The organism is Bacillus sp. ATD, from assembly GCF_050585765.1.
Classification (GTDB): domain Bacteria; phylum Bacillota; class Bacilli; order Bacillales; family Bacillaceae; genus Bacillus; species Bacillus stercoris.
On record NZ_JBOBQH010000005.1, the window covers coordinates 1 to 18,118 of the forward strand.

The window sequence follows — 18,118 nt, forward strand, 5'->3', positions numbered from 1 at the left end:
ATGAATTAACAGGTACGTTTTGTCTTGTTTAGTTTTCAAAGATCATTCAATAATGGAGCGGGTGATGAGAATCGAACTCACGACATCAGCTTGGAAGGCTGAGGTTTTACCACTAAACTACACCCGCGTGATATCTTATATTGGCGCGCCCGAGAGGAGTCGAACCCCTAACCTTTTGATCCGTAGTCAAACGCTCTATCCAATTGAGCTACGGGCGCTTATCAAGCGACTTAACTATCATACTATCATTCGTTGTTGAAGTCAAGAAGTTTTTTTAAAAATGTTTTTCGAATCTTTTTCAATTCGACTTTTCTTATTATACACATTTTAAAATTCTTGTAAACACCTTAGAAAAACTTTTTTGTTTTTCGTTTTGTTTCACGCTGTTCATCAGCGACGTTTAATAATATACCATGCCTGTTTTATTTGGTCAATACTTTTCCTGTGTTTTTTATTTTCTTCTTTCACGCCTTTGTTTTGTATATATTTTATCTCAACTTACAAACAATATTAGATGGGTGTATAACAACGGAAACTTAATTACTGACCTGTTGGATAACTTGCTTCTTGAGTCGACAGGCGTACTGCCAAAAACAAGGATTTATGAAATGAGCTCTAATCAGACGTTTCGGGAAACACTTGCTTTTTTGATTGTACGCGACAATGCTCACCAGAATGCATTTGCGAAATCGCTCGAGACATTGGGCGTTGAGTTGGCGAAGCTCTCCCCTGTTCCAAATTATGATATTAACAGTGCAGAGAGTATGTTGAATTACCATGATGCACAGTTTACCTTCAAGTTGGATGAAACGAGAATCGGGGAAATCTATCAAGGGAGATCTCCAGCCGAAATGGCGGATAGTTACAAGTCATAGACCCTTCGGCAGGGTAGTCCGGGGTTAGGCGATATGAATGCCTAATCAAGGCGGGAAGGTGCTCAATGAAACTTCTTGAGCACCTTCTAATTTGTGAAAATCATTCATTCAACGATTGGCGTTAAAGAATCGCCATTCCATATTTCTCCCTTATTGAGCGTCCAGCTGTCATGATATAAAGCTGAAGCACCCTTGTTTACCGCTGGGCTCCATTCATCATTCCATGCGAGAAAGTAAATGGTTTTAGGATATTTTTGTTTTATTGCATTGATGAACAGGCTGTAATCGAAGCTGCCGTTTGCTGTTTGCGGGCCCACTTCTGTAAAAGCAAATGGTTTATTAAGCGCCGTTAGCTGATCATATCCATTTATCGAATAGGCGTCTTGGAAATACGCATCTAGTCCGACAATATCCACGTAAGACGCACCAGGGTAAAAATCGGTTTTGAATTCTCGGTTGGCATCGGGAGAGTAAATCCAAAGCAAATGATCAAGTCCTCTTGTGTCGGTCATATAATGATAGATTTTCTTGTAGAGCTGTTTATATAGAGAGATTCTTTCATTATCCTTTTGATTATATGATGTAAGTCCCCACCAAAACCATTCACCGTTCATTTCATGCAGCGGCCTGAACAGAACAGGCACACCTTGGTTCTTCAGCTCTTGAAGTCCGTCAGCAATTTTGCTGAGCATGGCATTTAGACGCTTCCCTTCTACTGTTGAAGAGTCTAGTATTTTTTTATACTGATCATTTGTAATCGCTGTTTTAAAATGCCCTGACTGAAAAGCAGGGTTCGCCAGGTGCAAACTGATTTGCGGAATTCCGCCATTTTTCCAATACGAAATTAAATCGCTGTTGCAGCTTACATCTATTGAATCTTCAATATTTGCTGTTTCTAGCCACCCTCTGGCATAATCACAGCCGTATATAGCAGGCGATTGCCCGGCGGCGCTTCGGATTCTATCAGCCTCAGCCATAGAAAATGTGTCATGACTGTAACCTCCGAACGCGCCAGAAAGAACTCTGTTTTCCGTACGGTTCGGCAGATGAGCAAGCCAATTCATCACTGCTTTTGTTGTCTGCTGTGCATTAGGATTTACAGGAGACACAGTATGCGCTTCAATTGGTTTTGCTAAAACAGCAGACGCAAGCAAAAATAAAATGAGCAAAGAGATCATATATTTCTTAACCACATCCAACTCCTCCATTCATTAAGGGTGAGATATCATGAATTCACAGTTTCCTTCTATTGAAAATTCGCCAAAATGCGCAGGCAGAATAAAGTGTGAGCCTGCAGTGCATTTATACTGAATACCATTATTGATGATTCGTCCTGATCCGCTCAGAACACTCCCCAGCAAATAGGTTTGATGAGAAGGAAAAGAAGCTCGGCCGCTAATCTTCCATTTGTACACTGAGAAATAATCTGATTGCACGTAAACAGTGATCTCCGCGTTACCAGCTTCTTTCACTTCAGGTGTATACGCTTTATCAATATGCGGTATCGCTATGACTTCCATGGCTTTTTCTATATGAAGAGATCTTTTTTCGCCCTGATCATTACAGCGGTCATAATCGTATACGCGATACGTTGTATCAGAGTTTTGCTGGATTTCAAGGACGAAGGTTCCCTCACATAAAGCATGGAGTGTACCGCTTGGCACATAAAAGAAATCTCCGGGCTTAATTTTGATTCTCCTCAGCAGCCCGTTCCAATCACCGCTTTCAATTCGCTGTTTGAACTCTTCCCTTGTGCTTGCGTGATGTCCCAAAATCAGTTCGGCGTCATCTTTGCAATCTATTATATACCAGCACTCTGTTTTACCAAGATCACCGTTTTCGTGCAGCTTTGCATAATCATCATCAGGATGGACTTGCACAGAGAGATCCATATTTGCATCAAGCAGCTTTACCAAAAGCGGAAACACCTTACTATCCGGAAACCCGAAGAACTCCGGATGATCTTGCCATACTTGATCAAGTGTCTTTCCTGCCAGCGGACCGCTTTTTACAACCGACGGACCATGAGCATGTGCAGAAACGGCCCAGCATTCACCTGTTTTTTCTGAGGGTATTGTGTAGCCGAAAGCATCGTAAAGCTTTGTTCCCCCCCATATTCTTTCTTTAAAGACAGGTTCCAAAAATATAGGGTGCTTCATGATCGCACCTCCCCGGATGCTGACTCTGCTTGCAAGGCCTGTTGCGCTAAAACCAGCGTGCCGATGATTCCTGCATTACTGCCTAAATGTGGAGGTACTATATAATCACTTATATTTTCCGATAATTCAGAAAAATCAAAGTAGCTGTTCATGATCTTCGGTACATATTGATAGATATAAGGAAACACTTGTTTCTGTTGCATGACGCCGCCGCCAAGAATGATTTTTTTAGGTGCAAGGATCAAAATATACTGAGCCAGCGCTTGGGCAATATAGTACCCTTCCAGTTCCCAGACTTGGGTTAGATCTGATAAATCAGCAGCTTTTTTTCCCCAGCGGGCTTCGATAGCGGGGCCTGAAGCTAAGCCTTCAAAGCAATCTCCATGATAAGGGCACTTCCCTCGGTATACGTCATCCGGGTGCCTCCGGATATAAATATGGCCCATCTCTGGGTGTGATAGCCCCTGAAGGAGCCTCCCCTCTACAATAGCCCCCGCGCCTATGCCAGTGCCAATCGTTATATACAGGCAGCTGTCGAGCCCCTTCGCTTCACCGAAAAGAAATTCACCCAGCGCTGCAGCGTTGACATCCGTACTAAATCCGACTGGGATTTTCATTTCGTTCTTAACGGTCTGCAAAAAGGGATAGTGTCTCCAGCCCGCTTTCGGCGTGGCCGTGATGGTACCGTATGTTTGACTGGTTTTATCGTTATCAACAGGTCCAAAGGAGCCGATGCCGATTGCCTGTAATGAAAATTGGCGAAAATATTGAATCACTTTCTCTATCGTTTCATCCGGCATCTTTGTAGGGAATTCTATCCTGTCAATGATCGTTCCATCTTCTCTGCCGACAGCACAAACAAACTTTGTGCCGCCTGCTTCAATACCGCCAAGCATGCAGATGGCCTCCTTGTTGTCTCCGCAATCAGCGCCGTATGTTTACAGAAGTCACAACAAACTTGTCATGCCGATGACGTGAAAAGGAATATTCAAATGGAATCCCGGTATCTAAGAAGCCCACATGTTCCACTTCAAGAATTGGATCATCCTGTTTGCAGCCCAGATGCTGCTGGTCAATATGATCAGATTTGCAGGCTCTGATTTTCCGGTGCGTTCCGGCGATTTTGAGCTGCAGCACATTTGTAATATGATTGTAGATCGAATCATGAAGGACATCGTCATTAATGCCTGGGATTAAATGCGTCGGCATATATGTTTTTTCCAGTACATAGGGTTCACCTTCTACAATCCGCAGCCGAACGACATAATAAACCGGTGTTTTCTGATCAATAGACAAATGGGCGGCCACTTCCTCAGTGGGAAATTGCACTTCAAACTGAATGACCTTGCTTTTGATTTTTTTATCTTTCAGCAAGTTGGTCAATCCGAGAATCTCATTGCTGACTACATGGACATGGTCATCCTGTATTGCAGATTGAATAATAAACGTGCCATGGCCGCGTTTTCTGAACAGCAGACCCTCGGCAACTAAATTATCCAAGGCTCTCTTCATCGTCATACGGCTTGAGTTAAATTCTTTTGCAAGAGATACTTCATCAGGAATGGGCTGATCGATCGGATATACGTTATTTTTAATTCTTTTTCTCATTTCATTTGCAATGATTTCATATTTATTCATTGGTATCCTCCGGCAGCTGTTAGAGTCTGATATCACATAAGCTTTTACGGATATCATAAGTTCTTTTCCCTATTTCATCAATGTTGCGGCTGTTCGTCATCTCTATTCATCATGATGATTGCCGGAAGATCTTGACCTTAAGAAAATCTAGAAACCGTTTTGCTCAGCAACCGTTTTGAACCATTTTCCGCTCTTTTTGACGGTTCTTTCTCCGTCTTTCTCGAGATTGACTGATACAAACCCGTATCGGTTTTTGTAGGCATTTGTCCAAGACCAGTTGTCCATGAACGTCCATAAGTGATAGCCCTTTACGTTCGATCCTTCCTGCATGGCGCGGTGAATCCATTTAAGGTGCTCTTTTATAAATTCAATCCGGTAATCATCCTGAATCATGCCTTGTTCATCTCTGAAGCGCTCTTCGCCTTCAACTCCCATGCCGTTTTCAGAGATAAAACACTCGATATTCCCGTAGTTTTCTTTTAAATTGACCAAAATATCATAAATGCCTTTTTCATAAATCTCCCAGCCCCGATGCGGATTCATTTTGCGGCCCGGCATGACGTAAGAATCAAAATACCTGTCCGGCAAAAAAGGAGCGTCGGGATTCGGAAGATGTTCTTTTGCTTTCACACGTCTCGGCTGGTAATAATTCACTCCCAACAGGTCAACCGTGTTCATTTTGATGATGTCAAGATCTTCAGGGTTGTAATCAGGCATAAAGCCTTCATTCTTCAAAATGTCAACCAGCTCTTTCGGAAACTCGCCTTTGACAGATGGGTCTAAAAAGGATCTGTTAAAAAACGCGTCTGCGATTTCCCCGGCTTTCACATCCGCCGGATGGCTGCTTCTCGGGTATGATGGGGTCAAATTTAAAATGATGCCGATTTTTCCGTCCTGTTCCATCTCCCTGTAAGCCTGAATCGCGCGGGCACTTGACAGCATCGTATGAAATCCGACCTGGACAGCCTCTTTAAAGTCGACCTTGTTTGGATAATGAAAATCATATAAGTAGCCGCCTTCTACGGGAACGATTGGTTCATTATGCGTGAACCATTTTTTCACTCTGCCGCCAAACAAACGGAAACACGTTCTTGCATAGTTTTCATAAGCGTCAACCGTCTCTCTGTTTCCCCAGCCGCCGATTTTTTGAAGCGCCATCGGCATATCGAAATGAAACAAATTGACAAAAGGTTCAATTCCGTTAGCGATCAACTCATCAATGACATTATTATAGAAATTTACGGCTTTATCGTTGATCTCGCCTGTTCCGTCTGGTATGAAACGCGACCAGGAAATCGACATCCGGAACGAGTTGTGGCCAAGCTCCTTCATCAGCCTGATATCTTCTTTATAATTGTCGTAAAATTGGGATGTGGCTGCGGGTCCGACATGGTCAAAAAAACGATGCGGTTCTTTCTCAAACCAATAATCCCATATATTCTGCCCTTTTCCGTCTCTATCGGCAGCACCCTCCGTTTGTGTTGCTGAAGCGGATGATCCCCACCAAAAATCTTTCGGAAAACGATATTGTTCTGTTTGTGCCAAGTCTCTCTCCCCTTATGTCACATTTTAATGCTGTTATCATTTTGCTGAGCAGCTGTTTCCTGCACAGCCTGTTCTTTTTCTTTTGCCAGATTTAATTTATCCATTGCTTTTAGGAACGGAAACCAAATCACGAAGACAATCAGCAGATTGATAAGCTGCATCACGCCCCCCATGATCGAGTTCGTCGCCATGATGCCATTAATGAATAATGGAACCGTCCACGGCACCGTCACACCAGTCGGAGGCGGAACGAGCCCCGCTGACATGGCCAGATAGGTGACGAGCGTAACAACCATCGGCGCCAGCACCCAAGGCACAATGATGATCGGATTCATGACAATCGGAAGCCCGAAGATAATCGGTTCGTTTACGTTAAAAATACCGGGAGCGAGGCCAAGTTTTGATACTTGCTTCATCTGCCTGCTTTTCATGAAGATGAGAATGGTAAACACAATCGCAAGCGTCATCCCCGTTCCGCCCATCCCTACTGTATAAATCTCCATAAACGGTTTTGAAATAATATGAGGAATTTCTTTTCCCGCCGTGTAAGCAGAAAGGTTTTCTACCTGCAACGTATTCCAAATCGGGTCCATTACGGAGTTGATAATGATCTGTCCATGCAGGCCGAAAAACCAAAGAATTTGAATGAAAAACACGGCAATCAGCGTCGGAATGATACCGCTTCCAAGTCCGACAAGCGGAGCCTGAATCGCGTGATAAATGACGTCGTGCATATTTGTTTTGAAAAACAGAGTCACCATTACGTTAATCAGCAAAAATACGGTCAATGTGATAAAAGCCGGAATAAGTGCGGCAAATGATTTTGCTACAGCAGGCGGAACGCCGGCTGGCATTTTGATTGTCAGGTTTTTCTGAACGATTCTTCTGTAGATTTCACCAGAAAGAAATGCCGTAATCATGCCAAGAAACATCCCTTTTGCACCGAGACGGTCGACCGGGATAACCCCTGTAATGGCATCTCCTGTTTCCGGCTGAACGATAAATGGCGTTAAGAGCAAAAAGGAAACCAAAGCGATCGCTCCGCCAAATACAGCTTCGACCTGATAGCTTTTTGACAGGTAATAGCCTATCCCGAACACAACAAAGACAGACATAATGCCCATAGTCGCCGTGGAGGCAATGCCGAAATGAGACTGAAACGATGTAAGCATTGAGGTGTTCATGATTTTGTTTAGAAACGGCAAATTCGTTAACACCACAAAAATGGACCCAAATATCGTCAGCGGGAAAGCCAGCATAAATGCATCACGCAGCACTTGCAAATAACGGTTATTGTTTAACCTCCCTGCAATTGGAACAAGGAATTGGCTGATTTTCTCGAACACCCTATCCACCCCGATTATTTATAGATTCTTGGTTTTAAAGAGATCAAGCATCTCTTTCACTAATTCTTTCATGGATAATGTTGACATCAGGTGATCCTCCGCATGCATAAGCAGCAATGAGAAAGCTGCTGCTTCTCCGCCGGATTCCTTCTGTATCATTTGAAAGTGAATGTCATGGGCCGCGGATAAATCCTGATCCGCCTTGGCAATAAGGGCATCCGCCTCATCCTTGTTCCCTTCTTTATAGGCGCGCAGTGATTGTATGATGCAGCTGCGGGCATTTCCGCTGTGCAGGATTAGCTGAAAACTGATTTGCTCGTCTGTTAAATTCGTGATTTTCATCTGTTCCATTATTGATTCACCATTAAGGACAATGCCTGCTCATACGCTTTTTTCCCATCCGCCATTCCGTAGGCCATCATGTCAATGACTTCAACTCGAATGTTGTATTGATCCGCCTCTTTTTGGAGTTCGCTTTTCAGAAAGCTCATTTGCGGACCAATCAAAACGGCATCCGCTTTTCTCATGTCTTCTTTTGCCTTATCTTGGCCAACAGCCCAAATCTCTGCTTCCTCACCGATAGACTGTGCGTATTCCTTCATTTTTGTCACCAATAAACTGGTAGACATTCCTGAACTGCACGCAAGTAATATTTTTTTCAACTGCTATCCCCCCTGTTATTGAAACGCTTACATGAATTATTATAGTCATTTAATTTTAAATGTCTATACTTTTATAAAATAAATATAATCATATTTTTGTCCGGTTCATCGTTTTGTAAATTTTTCTATGGAAGATTCATTCATAATGTGTTACACTCATCAACGGAAACGAATCAATTAAATAGCTATTATCACTTGTATAACCTCAATAATATGGTTTGAGGGTGTCTACCAGGAACCGTAAAATCCTGATTACAAAATTTGTTTATGACATTTTTTGTAATCAGGATTTTTTTTATTTATCAAAACATTTAAGTAAAGGAGTTTGTTATGAATTTCAAAGTTTTCCTGCTTGCAGCTTCTACGATTGCAGTCGGATTGGTTGAGTTAATTGTGGGAGGGATTCTTCCTCAGATCGCAAATGATTTAGACATTTCCATTGTTTCAGCCGGACAGCTGATCAGTGTATTTGCGCTGGGATATGCAGTATCTGGGCCTTTGCTTTTAGCATTGACTGCGAAGGTTGAGCGGAAGCGCTTATATTTAATTGCTTTATTTGTTTTCTTCCTTAGCAATCTTGTCGCCTACTTCAGCCCTAATTTTGCAACACTGATGGTATCCAGGGTATTGGCGGCGATGAGTACAGGGCTGATTGTTGTACTTTCTTTAACGATTGCCCCGAAAATTGTAGCGCCTGAATACAGAGCCCGCGCAATCGGAATTATTTTTATGGGATTCAGCTCCGCGATCGCATTGGGCGTGCCGCTCGGTATCTTAATCAGCGATTCTTTCGGATGGCGGATTTTGTTCCTTGGCATCGGCCTGTTGGCGCTGGTCTCCATGCTGATTATTTCAATCTTCTTTGAAAGAATACCAGCAGAGAAAATGATTCCTTTCCGGGAACAACTCAAGACGGTTGGCAATCTGAAAATCGCGAGTTCACATCTCGTCACGATGTTTACATTGGCTGGGCATTATACACTATACGCCTACTTCGCTCCGTTTTTAGAAGAAACTCTTCATCTGAGTTCTTTCTGGGTCAGCATTTGTTATTTCCTTTTCGGGATATCCGCTGTATGCGGAGGCCCTTTCGGAGGAGCGCTTTCAGACCGGCTTGGTTCCTTTAAGAGCATTTTGCTGGTAACCGGTTCCTTTGCCATCATTATGTTCTTACTGCCGCTGTCTACATCGTCTATGATTTTCTTTTTGCCTGTCATGGTCATTTGGGGTCTTCTGAGCTGGAGCCTCGCCCCCGCTCAGCAAAGCTATTTAATTGAAATTGCACCAGATTCATCTGACATTCAGCAAAGCTTTAACACATCTGCCCTCCAAGTCGGAATCGCCCTTGGATCAGCCATTGGCGGTGTTGTTTTGGATCAGACGGGTACTGTGGTGTCAACGGCATGGTGCGGCGGATCGATTGTGATCATCGCTGTCCTGTTTGCTTTCATTTCTTTAACAAGACCTGTTCAGACAGCAAAAAAATCCTCCTTGTAAAAGGAGGATTTTTTTATGATTTAGCTGAAAGCTCATCTTCGGTGACCCATTTGTGGTTTTTCACTTTTTCGCCGCTTGTTGTCGATGTATAGTCAACCATGTATACAGTTGTTTTTTCCGCGGAGTCGATCTCAGCTGTTGCTCCTTTCATGCCTTTCATATGAGAAGCCTCTAAAATCACCTGATCTCCGGGTTGTAACGTTTTATCTCCGGCATCTTTGATTTCTTCTTGGATGACCCATTTGTGATGATCCACGCGCTGTCCCCCGTTTGTCGGAGTATAAGAGACAACATACGCCGTTGTATCGTAGGCGCCTGTCACTGTGGCTTCGGCACCTTTCATGCCTTTCATATGGGAAGCCTTGATGATTACCTGGCTGCCTACTTTGTATTTTGGATTTTTAGATTCCTGTAATCCCTCTGGAACGTCAGCTGATCCGGAATGGTCCATCTCTTCATGTGTTGAGGAGTCTGAATGATTGTCATGTGTGCTTTGTTTCGTACTGTTGTTATTGCCGCATGCTGATAAAACAAAAACAAGAGATAACATCAGAATTCCCAGTGCATTTTTAGAGATTTTCATGTTCATTCTCCTTTGCTTCATTTTTTTACTGTAACTATTGCCCGCGGACAATGAAAAATAACATGCCCTCTCGATAATACTATACCCCCGAATGGTATGTAAATGCGCTGATGTTCTCATAAAACGTTCCCGCAGTTTGTCCTATTCCCCTCAACTTGTAAAGCCAAACATAAAAAAAGCCGCTGTCAGGCGGCAATTACTGATTTAAGATTTTGATATACACACCTTTTTTTGCTTTTTGATAGGCGGCCTCACCCATTTTCCTCACCTGTTCAGAAGCATCTGAGGATTTGATCCATTTGTCATCGTGAAAAATGGATGGGTCGATAAGACGCATTTTCTTCTTTTGATGGAAATCGTACTGGATGTCATCTTCTATTACTTGTATGCTGGGATGAATGGATGTAAGCAAGCTCAGAACTTCTTCATTTTTTGATGACCACAGGATGTTCAGTACCTCTTGATCCGTTTTCAGCAGATCCTTTGCGGATATGACATGATGCCGCAGCGCTGCTTTCAACGCTCGCGCTAAATATTCATATCCATATACATTCACGGGATCTAAAAAGAAATCAATCACTTCTTTGTAATACACACCGACAAACCATTCGGCGGCTTCGATACCGTCCGGAAACATCTTTCCGTTTCTCACAATAAGATGATCCAAAAAGGTTTGCGCTTCGTGCAGACTAATGTGCCCATATCGGTACATATCACGCAGCGTATAGTCTATCCGATCAGCACACAGCTCCGGTGCAGGCTGTTCGAGCAACGTCCATCTTGAATCGTCAAATAAAAGTTCTTCGCTTTGATAGCCGTATTTTTGTAAAATGTCCGGGATTTCAGAGTGAACAATGACTTGTTGATAGATGTTTTCATGATAGTCTTCGGCTTGAGTTTCAAAAACAATGTCGGCCACATGCGAAAAAGCCGTGTGTGATACATCATGGAGCAGGCCTGCAATCTGCTCTTCTATCGTTCCTCCAAGCTTTTTGATGAGGAGCATCACGCCGATGGAGTGCTCATACCTGGTCACATTCCACTTTCGATTGACTAAAAAGCTTGCTCCGCCTTGATAGATTCCTTTTAATCTTTGCATCGGAGCGCTTTTGATAAGCTCTTCCAGCACTCCGTCTATATGGTGCTGTCCGTAAATAACATCGTTGATTTCCATGCCGTCACCTCAACATCTATTTTCTTAGTGTTCATTTTATTGTATATATTGATCGTATACTTTCAATAGAGGAGTGTTACGATGATCATCATCCCAAACAATGAGATAGCGAAACAGATGTTGACCGATTTTTTTGCCAAGCATTGGGGTACACCCGAGATGGCGATTTCCAGCGGCATTTTTCGGTGTGATGAAATAGATGGATTTGCCGCCGTAAATGAGAGCGGCGAAATCATTGGCTGCATTACATACACAATAGATGGGAAAGACTGTGAAATTATTTCATTAGATAGTATGATTGAAAATAAAGGAATCGGCACAGCTTTACTTCAGCAGGTTGAAGCGACAGCTAAGCATGCACATTGTCAGCGAATAAAGCTTATCACAACAAATGATAATGTACATGCGATGGCGTTTTATCAAAAGAGAGGCTATCAATTCGCTGCAGTGTTTCCAAACGCAGTTGAAAAAGCGCGGCGGCTCAAGCCGGCGATTCCCGTGATAGCTGAAAACGGCATTTTGATTCGGGATGAAATTCTTTTATTGAAGGTAATAGATTAAACGAATAGGAGTCTTTTATGTCCAGTCATTATAAATACCCTCTCATTTTCACGGCATTTCTCTTCATCGCTTTCTGCCTAATCTTTTTTTCCTATCGCCTGATTCATCATGTGCGTTTGGAGTATCCGAATTGGCAGGGAGAAAGCAAAGATCAGAATTGGGAAGCTGTTTTCAAAAAAAATGAAGATGCACCGAATGAATACAGCGGCGAACTTTATTGGATCGGCGATACAAATGAAACAGCCGACACTTATTTGGAATCACTGATTGTAAAAAAGGATAATGAGGTTCTGCTGAATTCTAACACAGAAATTCCAATGCGTGACTATTCCGGTGGCACTTTTCGTGATGGAAGCGCAAAAGAAAATTCCGTTTCTTTTTTAGAGCGGTTAGATGAACATGAGCTTGAAGGCCATGATATAACCATTGAAGTGAAATGGAAGCAAGGTGATCATTATTCTGCGAGTCAGCTTACGCTTCATGAAAAGACCTTGTTTGAGTAAAAGCAGTAATAGATGATCAAAATTAAAAAAAAGACAAATGAAAAGGCGTAGCATATTTTAAACAGCTAATATGTTATGCCTTTTCTACTTTTTTCATTTCCGCCAAAAAGTGGAGCAGTCCGCCTTATCCAGAATATTAAACTCAATCATTTTCTCAAGTAGCGTGTAATCAACTGGACCGTTCCAGGGGATACGTATCATCCTTTACGTGCGCTATCGTTACTTTTTCAGGAGCGACAGCTAAATGCTTTTTAGAAACACTAAAACCAATAATAAATGTACCGTGATCCGTAAACATCGGTTGGTTCCATTTTATTTCTGTATGTAAATTTGGATATTTATTTTTTATCCAAGTCAATACCTCATCGGTTCTATCGCGGTGGAGCGGGTCATCAATCCCCGCTAAATACTCAGAAAAAACGTCCATATTGTTCCCTCCTAAATAAATGATGCCGTTCAGAGAAGTTCTATGCGACTATAGCAGATTTCAGTTTACCTACCCACGGCCAGTATCTCCAATTAATTCTTTAGTGCTATCTCTCTTTCCTTCTAAAACTTCTCATAAAAGAAGAACCATTCTTTTGATAGCAGACTCTTGTAAACCCAATCTTTAAAATCGATTAATACCAGCTTAACAGTTTAAAAATATAATTGGGTTGTCATTGAGATTTAACTATTTTAGGAGGTTATCCAGTTGAAAAAATTTCCGAAGAAATTACTGCCTATCGCAGTTCTATCATCGATTGCGTTCAGCAGCTTAGCCGGCGGCAGTGTGCCTGAAGCCAGCGCCCAGGAAAAGAAAAAGGGGAACCAAGACGAAATTAAGAATGTTATTGTTCTGATTGGTGATGGTATGGGTGTGTCTTATACGTCTGCTTATCGATACTTAAAGGATAATAAAAAGACAAAAGCTGTGGAGCCTACTGCTTTTGATCAGTATCTTGTCGGCCAGCAAACAACTTACCCCGATGATCCAGAACAAAATGTAACGGATTCTGCAGCGGCGGCAACGGCTATGTCTGCGGGAATTAAAACATATAATAGTGCTATAGCCGTGGATAACGACGGGTCAGAGGCCAAAACGGTGCTTGAAGCTGCGAAAGAAAAAGGAAAAGCAACAGGACTTGTGGCTACTTCAGAAATTACACACGCCACTCCGGCCTCTTTCGGGTCCCACGACCACAGCCGAAAAAACATGAATTCAATTGCAGATGATTATTTTGATGAAATGGTCAACGGCAAGCACAAAATTGATGTTCTTCTAGGCGGAGGAAAGAGCAATTTTGACCGTAAGGACCGTAATTTGATCAAGGAATTCAAAAAAGCGGGATACAGCTATGTGGATAACCGGAAAGACATGCTGAAAAATAAAGACAGCCAAGTTCTCGGCCTATTCGCTGACGGCGGCCTGCCTAAAAAGATTGACCGGACGAAGGATATTCCTTCACTTAAAGATATGACAAACACAGCGATTAAAAAGTTAAACAAGGATAAAGACGGATTCTTCCTCATGGTGGAAGGCAGCCAAATTGACTGGGCGGGCCATGACAATGATATCGTCGGCGCCATGAGCGAGATGGAAGACTTCGAACAAGCTTATAAGGCGGCTATTGATTTCGCCAAAAAAGACAAGCACACATTGGTTGTAGCAACGGCTGACCACTCAACCGGCGGATATTCCATCGGTGCGGACGGCATCTACAATTGGTTCAGTGAACCCATTAAAGCCGCCAAGCGCACACCTGACTTTATGGCAGAAAAGATCGCTGACGGCGCGAATGTTGAAAAAACGTTAAAAACATATATCGATCAAAAGAAATTGGCTTTAACAAAATCCGAAATTCAATCGGTTGAAGAAGCGGCCAAATCGAAGGAAGTGCTGGATATCGATAACGCCATCGAGAACATTTTTAATAAACGCTCTCACACTGGATGGACAACAAGCGGCCATACCGGTGAAGATGTTCCCGTCTATGCGTACGGTCCGTCTAGTGAGACATTTGCCGGCCAAATCGATAATACAGAAATCGCCAAAAATGTCTTCAAGGCTTTACAATACAACATTAAGATTCACGATAAGTAAAAGAATACAAGGTGTCCCGTTGCTTGTATGAAGTAACGGGATCTCTTTTTAATGGAGGAATCATCATGAGAAGAATTCTTTCAATTTTGGTTTTTGCCATCATGCTTGCGGGCTGCTCATCAAACGCCAGTACTGAAAAACAGCATGCAGGCGGGGAGAAAACAGTAAAAGCCGAGCCGCAAAGCACTTTATCCCAGAAGGATAGTACAGATGATTATCAGCCTAATTCCCAGGTAACTGATGACCGGTCATTGCTTAAGGTCGGCCAAACGTTTTCGGATGATAAGGGAAAAGCTGTCTTAAAAGATATCAAACAAGTGAACAAAACCTATAAGATTGGCGACGTGGAGTTAACGGTAAAAGAGATGAAGCTGATCCACTTGCGCCCGGACTACAGCATGATTGATTATTTTCATGAGTTAACACACGATGAAGAGTTCGATTTCGTTAAGGTTTTCGTTGATATTAAGAACACCTCTTCAAAAAAAGTAAATGTTGCGCCGATTGCCTTGATGAAAACAAATACAGGCGAAACCTTTGATTGGAACAAAGATATTTATCTTGAAGAGTTAAACGGCGAATTGGAAGGCGGCGCCGAAAAGTCCGGTAATCTAGGCTTTATTGTAAACGCATCAAGCGACCATGCTCATGATAAAGAAGCAGATCAGAAGAAAGCAGAGATCAAGTGGATCGAAATCACGACAAGCGACGTCTTTGACCATAACCATAAGAAAATCAGTGATGCTCAAAAGATCAAAATCAAGTTTTAAATGAAGAACTCCCGTACAAGGTACGGGAGTTCTTTTTCTTATCTGTTTTTTTGGCGAATCAATTCCTCAATCCGCCCCATCACTTCTTCCATCTCCATGCACTCTTTGAAGCTTTGATTGATTTTTTTAATGCCCGCCGTATACTGATCGTTGTGTAAAACCTCATCTACAGCCTGTTTTAATAGTTGGACATTGACTTCATCTTTAGAGATGACATAGCCTGCTTGCAGTTCAGAGAGACGCTGCGCCACCATCGGCTGGTCCTTGTCATGAGGCATGACAACTAGTGGCACGCTGAAATGAATCCCTTCGTTTACGCTGTTCATTCCGCCGTGTGTAATGAAAACATCCGATTGCTCCAGCACTTCCAGCTGAGGGACATACGGGGCAATGATAAAGTTTTCCGGTGCCTGCTTTAATTTCGTCAAGTCCGCTTTTTCTCCGGCAGCGATGACGACTTTTCCGTTAAAGCCGGAAAATGCATCGATACAAAGGTTGAAGAATTCCTCTGTATGATCCAGTACAGTCCCCATTGAAATATAAATGACCTTTTCATCTTTTAGCTGTTCAATCGGGAAATCTGTTTTTTCCGCTCTCTTTGGAAAGCTCGGGCCGATAAACAGACACTCGTCCCCGAAACGATCACTTTCCGGCTGAAAATAACGGCTTGTATACACTACGTTCAATTCCCCTTTATTGTTCATGAATTGAACCAGGTTTTTCGGGGCAACACCGTACGTTTCTTTCATTTTTGCCAAAAGGTCTTCGCACTCTTGATCCAATTCAAGCGGCGCTCCAGACTCCGGATGCAGCGGCAGGATTTTCAGATGCTCCTCGCCAAACAGGAAAGACGCCGATGAAGAGACTCCTGGAATATCTAAGTAATCCCTCACCAATTCCCCCGCGCCGAATTTATCATAATAAACAAAATCAAATTGAATGCTTTCAGATAAATCTTTGACAATCTGTAAAATGTCCAATGACGTTTTGATATGGATTTTGACGAATTCAAGAATGCCATTGGGCGAACCGACATGAATAGGTGTTGTTCTCAGCAGATCCCTGTGAAGATGGACAGTTGCTCCCGCTGCTTCTAAACGTTTTTTATATTTTTCAGTGGAGATATAATGGACATCATATCCCTTATCGGAAAACGCTTTTGTAATGCCTAAGGTAGGATTCACATGGCCTTCCGCAGGAAAATTCAAAATCAATACTGTCTTCATGTAGACAACTCCCTCTCAAATCGTATTCTGAATCTTTGTTTGATCAGACTACTACTAATCGTAAGATGGGAACGCACCCCCATGCAAGGGACAAATGAATGAACTATTCTGCTGCTCTGGACGTAATCAAAAAAAGACACCCCAGCTGTGGTGTCTTTTTTTACACTTTTCTGATCGTAAAAAATTTCCGCAGAAGCCATGGGCCCGGTGTAAAGCCCAGCGTTAACTGCCAAGCGCCAATAGCCTGCAGTCTGTATTCGCGGACGATCTGCATCTTCCTGCTCATGCTTCTGACATCCTCAAACCATACCTCATGCGTGCGCCCCTGCTGATCACTGTACCGGAAAAATGGTGATTGATATTCGGTAGAATATTGTATCGGGGCTTGGTACCTCATCGCTCTTTCGATTGCGTTTTGATTTGAAATCGCTGAAGCAACTGTACCCGGCTGGTACGGGATGATCCAGTCGTACCCGTAGAGCGGGACTCCGATAATGATTTTTCTGCTCGGCACCTGTGCAATCGTAAACTCAATGGTTCTCCTTATTTCAGTAATCGGCGCTACAGGGCCCGGCTCACTTCCCGCATGATGCCAATCATAAGCCATGATAAACATATAATTGACAACCGATCCTATCCCTCCGTAATCGTAGCCTCTCAGCCATGGAATATTATCGCTTGTTTTTGCCGGAACAGCTATCGTCAGCACATACCCTCCCGCCTGAAGGCGATCTCTCAGCTGGCGCAAAAAGCCAGTGAAAAGATCGCGGTCCGCGGCGCTCACCTGTTCAAAATCGATTGTGACACCCCCATAGCCCCTTGTAGAAACTAAGTTATAAATGTTGTTGACCAGATTGGTTCTCGCTGTTGGATTGTTCAGCACTTGGTGAACAATTTCCGTACTGAAGCCTCCTGATGTAAGGTTCGTTATTGTTGCCAGCGGCGTGACTCGCCTTTGCCAAGTTGTCTCGATAGCAGCCGCATCATTTAATTGGTTTGCAATATCGCCGTTAGGTGCAATACGATATTCAAAAATCGAAATTGAAGACGAGTATGGCGCATAATCATTGATTAGCTCCCGATCAAGGTCAGGATTTCGGAGCACGTAAAAACTTAATGTTCCCGCAATGTAATTTGAGATCGAAGGAATCGTTATTTTTGATCCCGCTTGTAAAGCATTTGGGCTGATGCCCGGATTGGCTGCCCGCAGGCGCTCTAATGGAACAAGCGCTTTTGCCGCAATGGCTGTAAGCGTGTCTCCCGGCTGGACTGTATATACATAAAGAGGGATAAGCAGAGCCTGCCCCGGCACGATATTCGTTTCATCTAAACCATTCACACCCCGTATTTGATCAACAGAAGCACCGTATCTTCTGCCTATCGAAAACAAAGAATCACCAGGCCCGACGATATGGATAAACATGTTTAACCCCCATTATTCGTTAGTCAAACCATCATAAAATCTTATTAACGGGGCCGCTTAGATATGTGGTGAA

17 protein-coding genes, 2 tRNA genes, 2 pseudogenes and 1 riboswitch are annotated in these 18,118 nt (G+C 43.0%); of the genes and pseudogenes, 6 read left to right on the forward strand and 15 right to left on the reverse strand.

The features are described 5' to 3' along the window. Positions 1-53 precede the first annotated feature (53 nt). A tRNA-Gly gene (locus ACQXR1_RS12940) sits at positions 54-127 on the reverse strand. A gap of 14 nt (positions 128-141) precedes the next feature. Then, positions 142-218, reverse strand: a tRNA-Arg gene (locus ACQXR1_RS12945). A 288-nt stretch (positions 219-506) separates the two neighbouring features. Between ACQXR1_RS12945 and ACQXR1_RS12950 the strand changes: the two are divergent. Then, positions 507-848: pseudogene (locus tag ACQXR1_RS12950) on the forward strand (manganese catalase family protein); the annotation flags it as partial. 131 nt (positions 849-979) lie between these two features. Here the strand turns inward: ACQXR1_RS12950 and gmuG are convergent. The 8 genes from gmuG to ACQXR1_RS12990 form a co-directional block, all read right to left on the reverse strand. Further along, positions 980-2,068: a mannan endo-1,4-beta-mannosidase gene (gene gmuG, locus ACQXR1_RS12955; protein ID WP_430772275.1), complete on the reverse strand. Its 1,089-nt coding sequence runs from the start codon at positions 2,066-2,068 to the stop codon at positions 980-982. Positions 2,069-2,086: 18 nt separating this feature from the next. Then, positions 2,087-3,034, reverse strand: a complete 948-nt coding sequence (gene manA / locus ACQXR1_RS12960; protein ID WP_430772276.1) for a mannose-6-phosphate isomerase, class I — start codon at positions 3,032-3,034, stop codon at positions 2,087-2,089. Beyond that, positions 3,031-3,930: a fructokinase GmuE gene (gene gmuE, locus ACQXR1_RS12965; RefSeq protein ID WP_430772277.1), complete on the reverse strand. Its 900-nt coding sequence runs from the start codon at positions 3,928-3,930 to the stop codon at positions 3,031-3,033. The genes manA and gmuE overlap by 4 nt, the downstream gene beginning before the upstream one ends. A gap of 28 nt (positions 3,931-3,958) precedes the next feature. Continuing rightward, the gene (gmuR, locus tag ACQXR1_RS12970) at positions 3,959-4,672 is read right to left on the reverse strand and encodes a transcriptional regulator GmuR (RefSeq protein ID WP_014662999.1); all 714 of its coding nucleotides are present in this window, start codon (positions 4,670-4,672) and stop codon (positions 3,959-3,961) included. A gap of 147 nt (positions 4,673-4,819) precedes the next feature. Then, positions 4,820-6,217, reverse strand: a complete 1,398-nt coding sequence (gene gmuD, locus ACQXR1_RS12975; protein ID WP_430772278.1) for a 6-phospho-beta-glucosidase GmuD — start codon at positions 6,215-6,217, stop codon at positions 4,820-4,822. Between the two features lie 17 nt (positions 6,218-6,234). After that, positions 6,235-7,563 carry a PTS cellobiose transporter subunit IIC gene (gene celB, locus ACQXR1_RS12980; protein WP_040084020.1) on the reverse strand — a complete coding sequence of 443 codons (1,329 nt, stop codon included), beginning with the start codon at positions 7,561-7,563 and terminating at the stop codon, positions 6,235-6,237. 18 nt (positions 7,564-7,581) lie between these two features. Continuing rightward, positions 7,582-7,914: a PTS lactose/cellobiose transporter subunit IIA gene (locus ACQXR1_RS12985; RefSeq protein ID WP_071581909.1), complete on the reverse strand. Its 333-nt coding sequence runs from the start codon at positions 7,912-7,914 to the stop codon at positions 7,582-7,584. Continuing rightward, on the reverse strand, positions 7,914-8,225 hold the full coding sequence (locus tag ACQXR1_RS12990; protein ID WP_014475989.1) for a PTS sugar transporter subunit IIB: 312 nt from the start codon (positions 8,223-8,225) through the stop codon (positions 7,914-7,916). The genes ACQXR1_RS12985 and ACQXR1_RS12990 overlap by 1 nt, the downstream gene beginning before the upstream one ends. Before the next feature lie 175 nt (positions 8,226-8,400). Then, positions 8,401-8,500: riboswitch (purine riboswitch) on the forward strand. Between the two features lie 55 nt (positions 8,501-8,555). On the opposite strand from ACQXR1_RS12990, the gene pbuE reads away from it, so the two are divergent. Continuing rightward, positions 8,556-9,722, forward strand: a complete 1,167-nt coding sequence (gene pbuE / locus ACQXR1_RS12995) for a purine transporter PbuE (RefSeq protein ID WP_014662995.1) — start codon at positions 8,556-8,558, stop codon at positions 9,720-9,722. Between the two features lie 13 nt (positions 9,723-9,735). Here the strand turns inward: pbuE and ACQXR1_RS13000 are convergent, their stop codons facing one another. Beyond that, on the reverse strand, positions 9,736-10,356 hold the full coding sequence (locus tag ACQXR1_RS13000) for a YdhK family protein (protein WP_430772357.1): 621 nt from the start codon (positions 10,354-10,356) through the stop codon (positions 9,736-9,738). A 145-nt stretch (positions 10,357-10,501) separates the two neighbouring features. Next, positions 10,502-11,479 (reverse strand): HD domain-containing protein, encoded by a 978-nt coding sequence (locus ACQXR1_RS13005; protein ID WP_430772279.1) that lies wholly within the window; start codon positions 11,477-11,479, stop codon positions 10,502-10,504. 81 nt (positions 11,480-11,560) lie between these two features. On the opposite strand from ACQXR1_RS13005, the gene ACQXR1_RS13010 reads away from it, so the two are divergent. Together ACQXR1_RS13010 and ACQXR1_RS13015 are read left to right on the forward strand one after the other, a co-directional pair. Beyond that, positions 11,561-12,040: a GNAT family N-acetyltransferase gene (locus tag ACQXR1_RS13010; protein WP_304592961.1), complete on the forward strand. Its 480-nt coding sequence runs from the start codon at positions 11,561-11,563 to the stop codon at positions 12,038-12,040. Between the two features lie 17 nt (positions 12,041-12,057). Then, the gene (locus ACQXR1_RS13015) at positions 12,058-12,543 is read left to right on the forward strand and encodes a YdhH/YoaO family protein (RefSeq protein ID WP_251199389.1); all 486 of its coding nucleotides are present in this window, start codon (positions 12,058-12,060) and stop codon (positions 12,541-12,543) included. A gap of 93 nt (positions 12,544-12,636) precedes the next feature. Here the strand turns inward: ACQXR1_RS13015 and ACQXR1_RS13020 are convergent. Continuing rightward, positions 12,637-12,970, reverse strand: a pseudogene (locus ACQXR1_RS13020) (iron chaperone). A 267-nt stretch (positions 12,971-13,237) separates the two neighbouring features. Here ACQXR1_RS13020 and phoB point away from each other — a divergent pair. Next, positions 13,238-14,626, forward strand: a complete 1,389-nt coding sequence (gene phoB, locus ACQXR1_RS13025; RefSeq protein WP_251199391.1) for an alkaline phosphatase PhoB — start codon at positions 13,238-13,240, stop codon at positions 14,624-14,626. Positions 14,627-14,691: 65 nt separating this feature from the next. Further along, positions 14,692-15,396, forward strand: coding sequence for a membrane lipoprotein lipid attachment site-containing protein (locus ACQXR1_RS13030; protein WP_430772280.1), 705 nt, complete (start codon positions 14,692-14,694; stop codon positions 15,394-15,396). 38 nt (positions 15,397-15,434) lie between these two features. Here the strand turns inward: ACQXR1_RS13030 and ACQXR1_RS13035 are convergent, their stop codons facing one another. Both ACQXR1_RS13035 and ACQXR1_RS13040 read right to left on the reverse strand, forming a co-directional pair. Then, positions 15,435-16,622, reverse strand: a complete 1,188-nt coding sequence (locus tag ACQXR1_RS13035) for a macrolide family glycosyltransferase (protein WP_430772281.1) — start codon at positions 16,620-16,622, stop codon at positions 15,435-15,437. A gap of 160 nt (positions 16,623-16,782) precedes the next feature. Next, positions 16,783-18,045 (reverse strand): glycosyl hydrolase family 18 protein, encoded by a 1,263-nt coding sequence (locus tag ACQXR1_RS13040; protein WP_429766827.1) that lies wholly within the window; start codon positions 18,043-18,045, stop codon positions 16,783-16,785. Between the last annotated feature and the right edge of the window lie 73 nt (positions 18,046-18,118).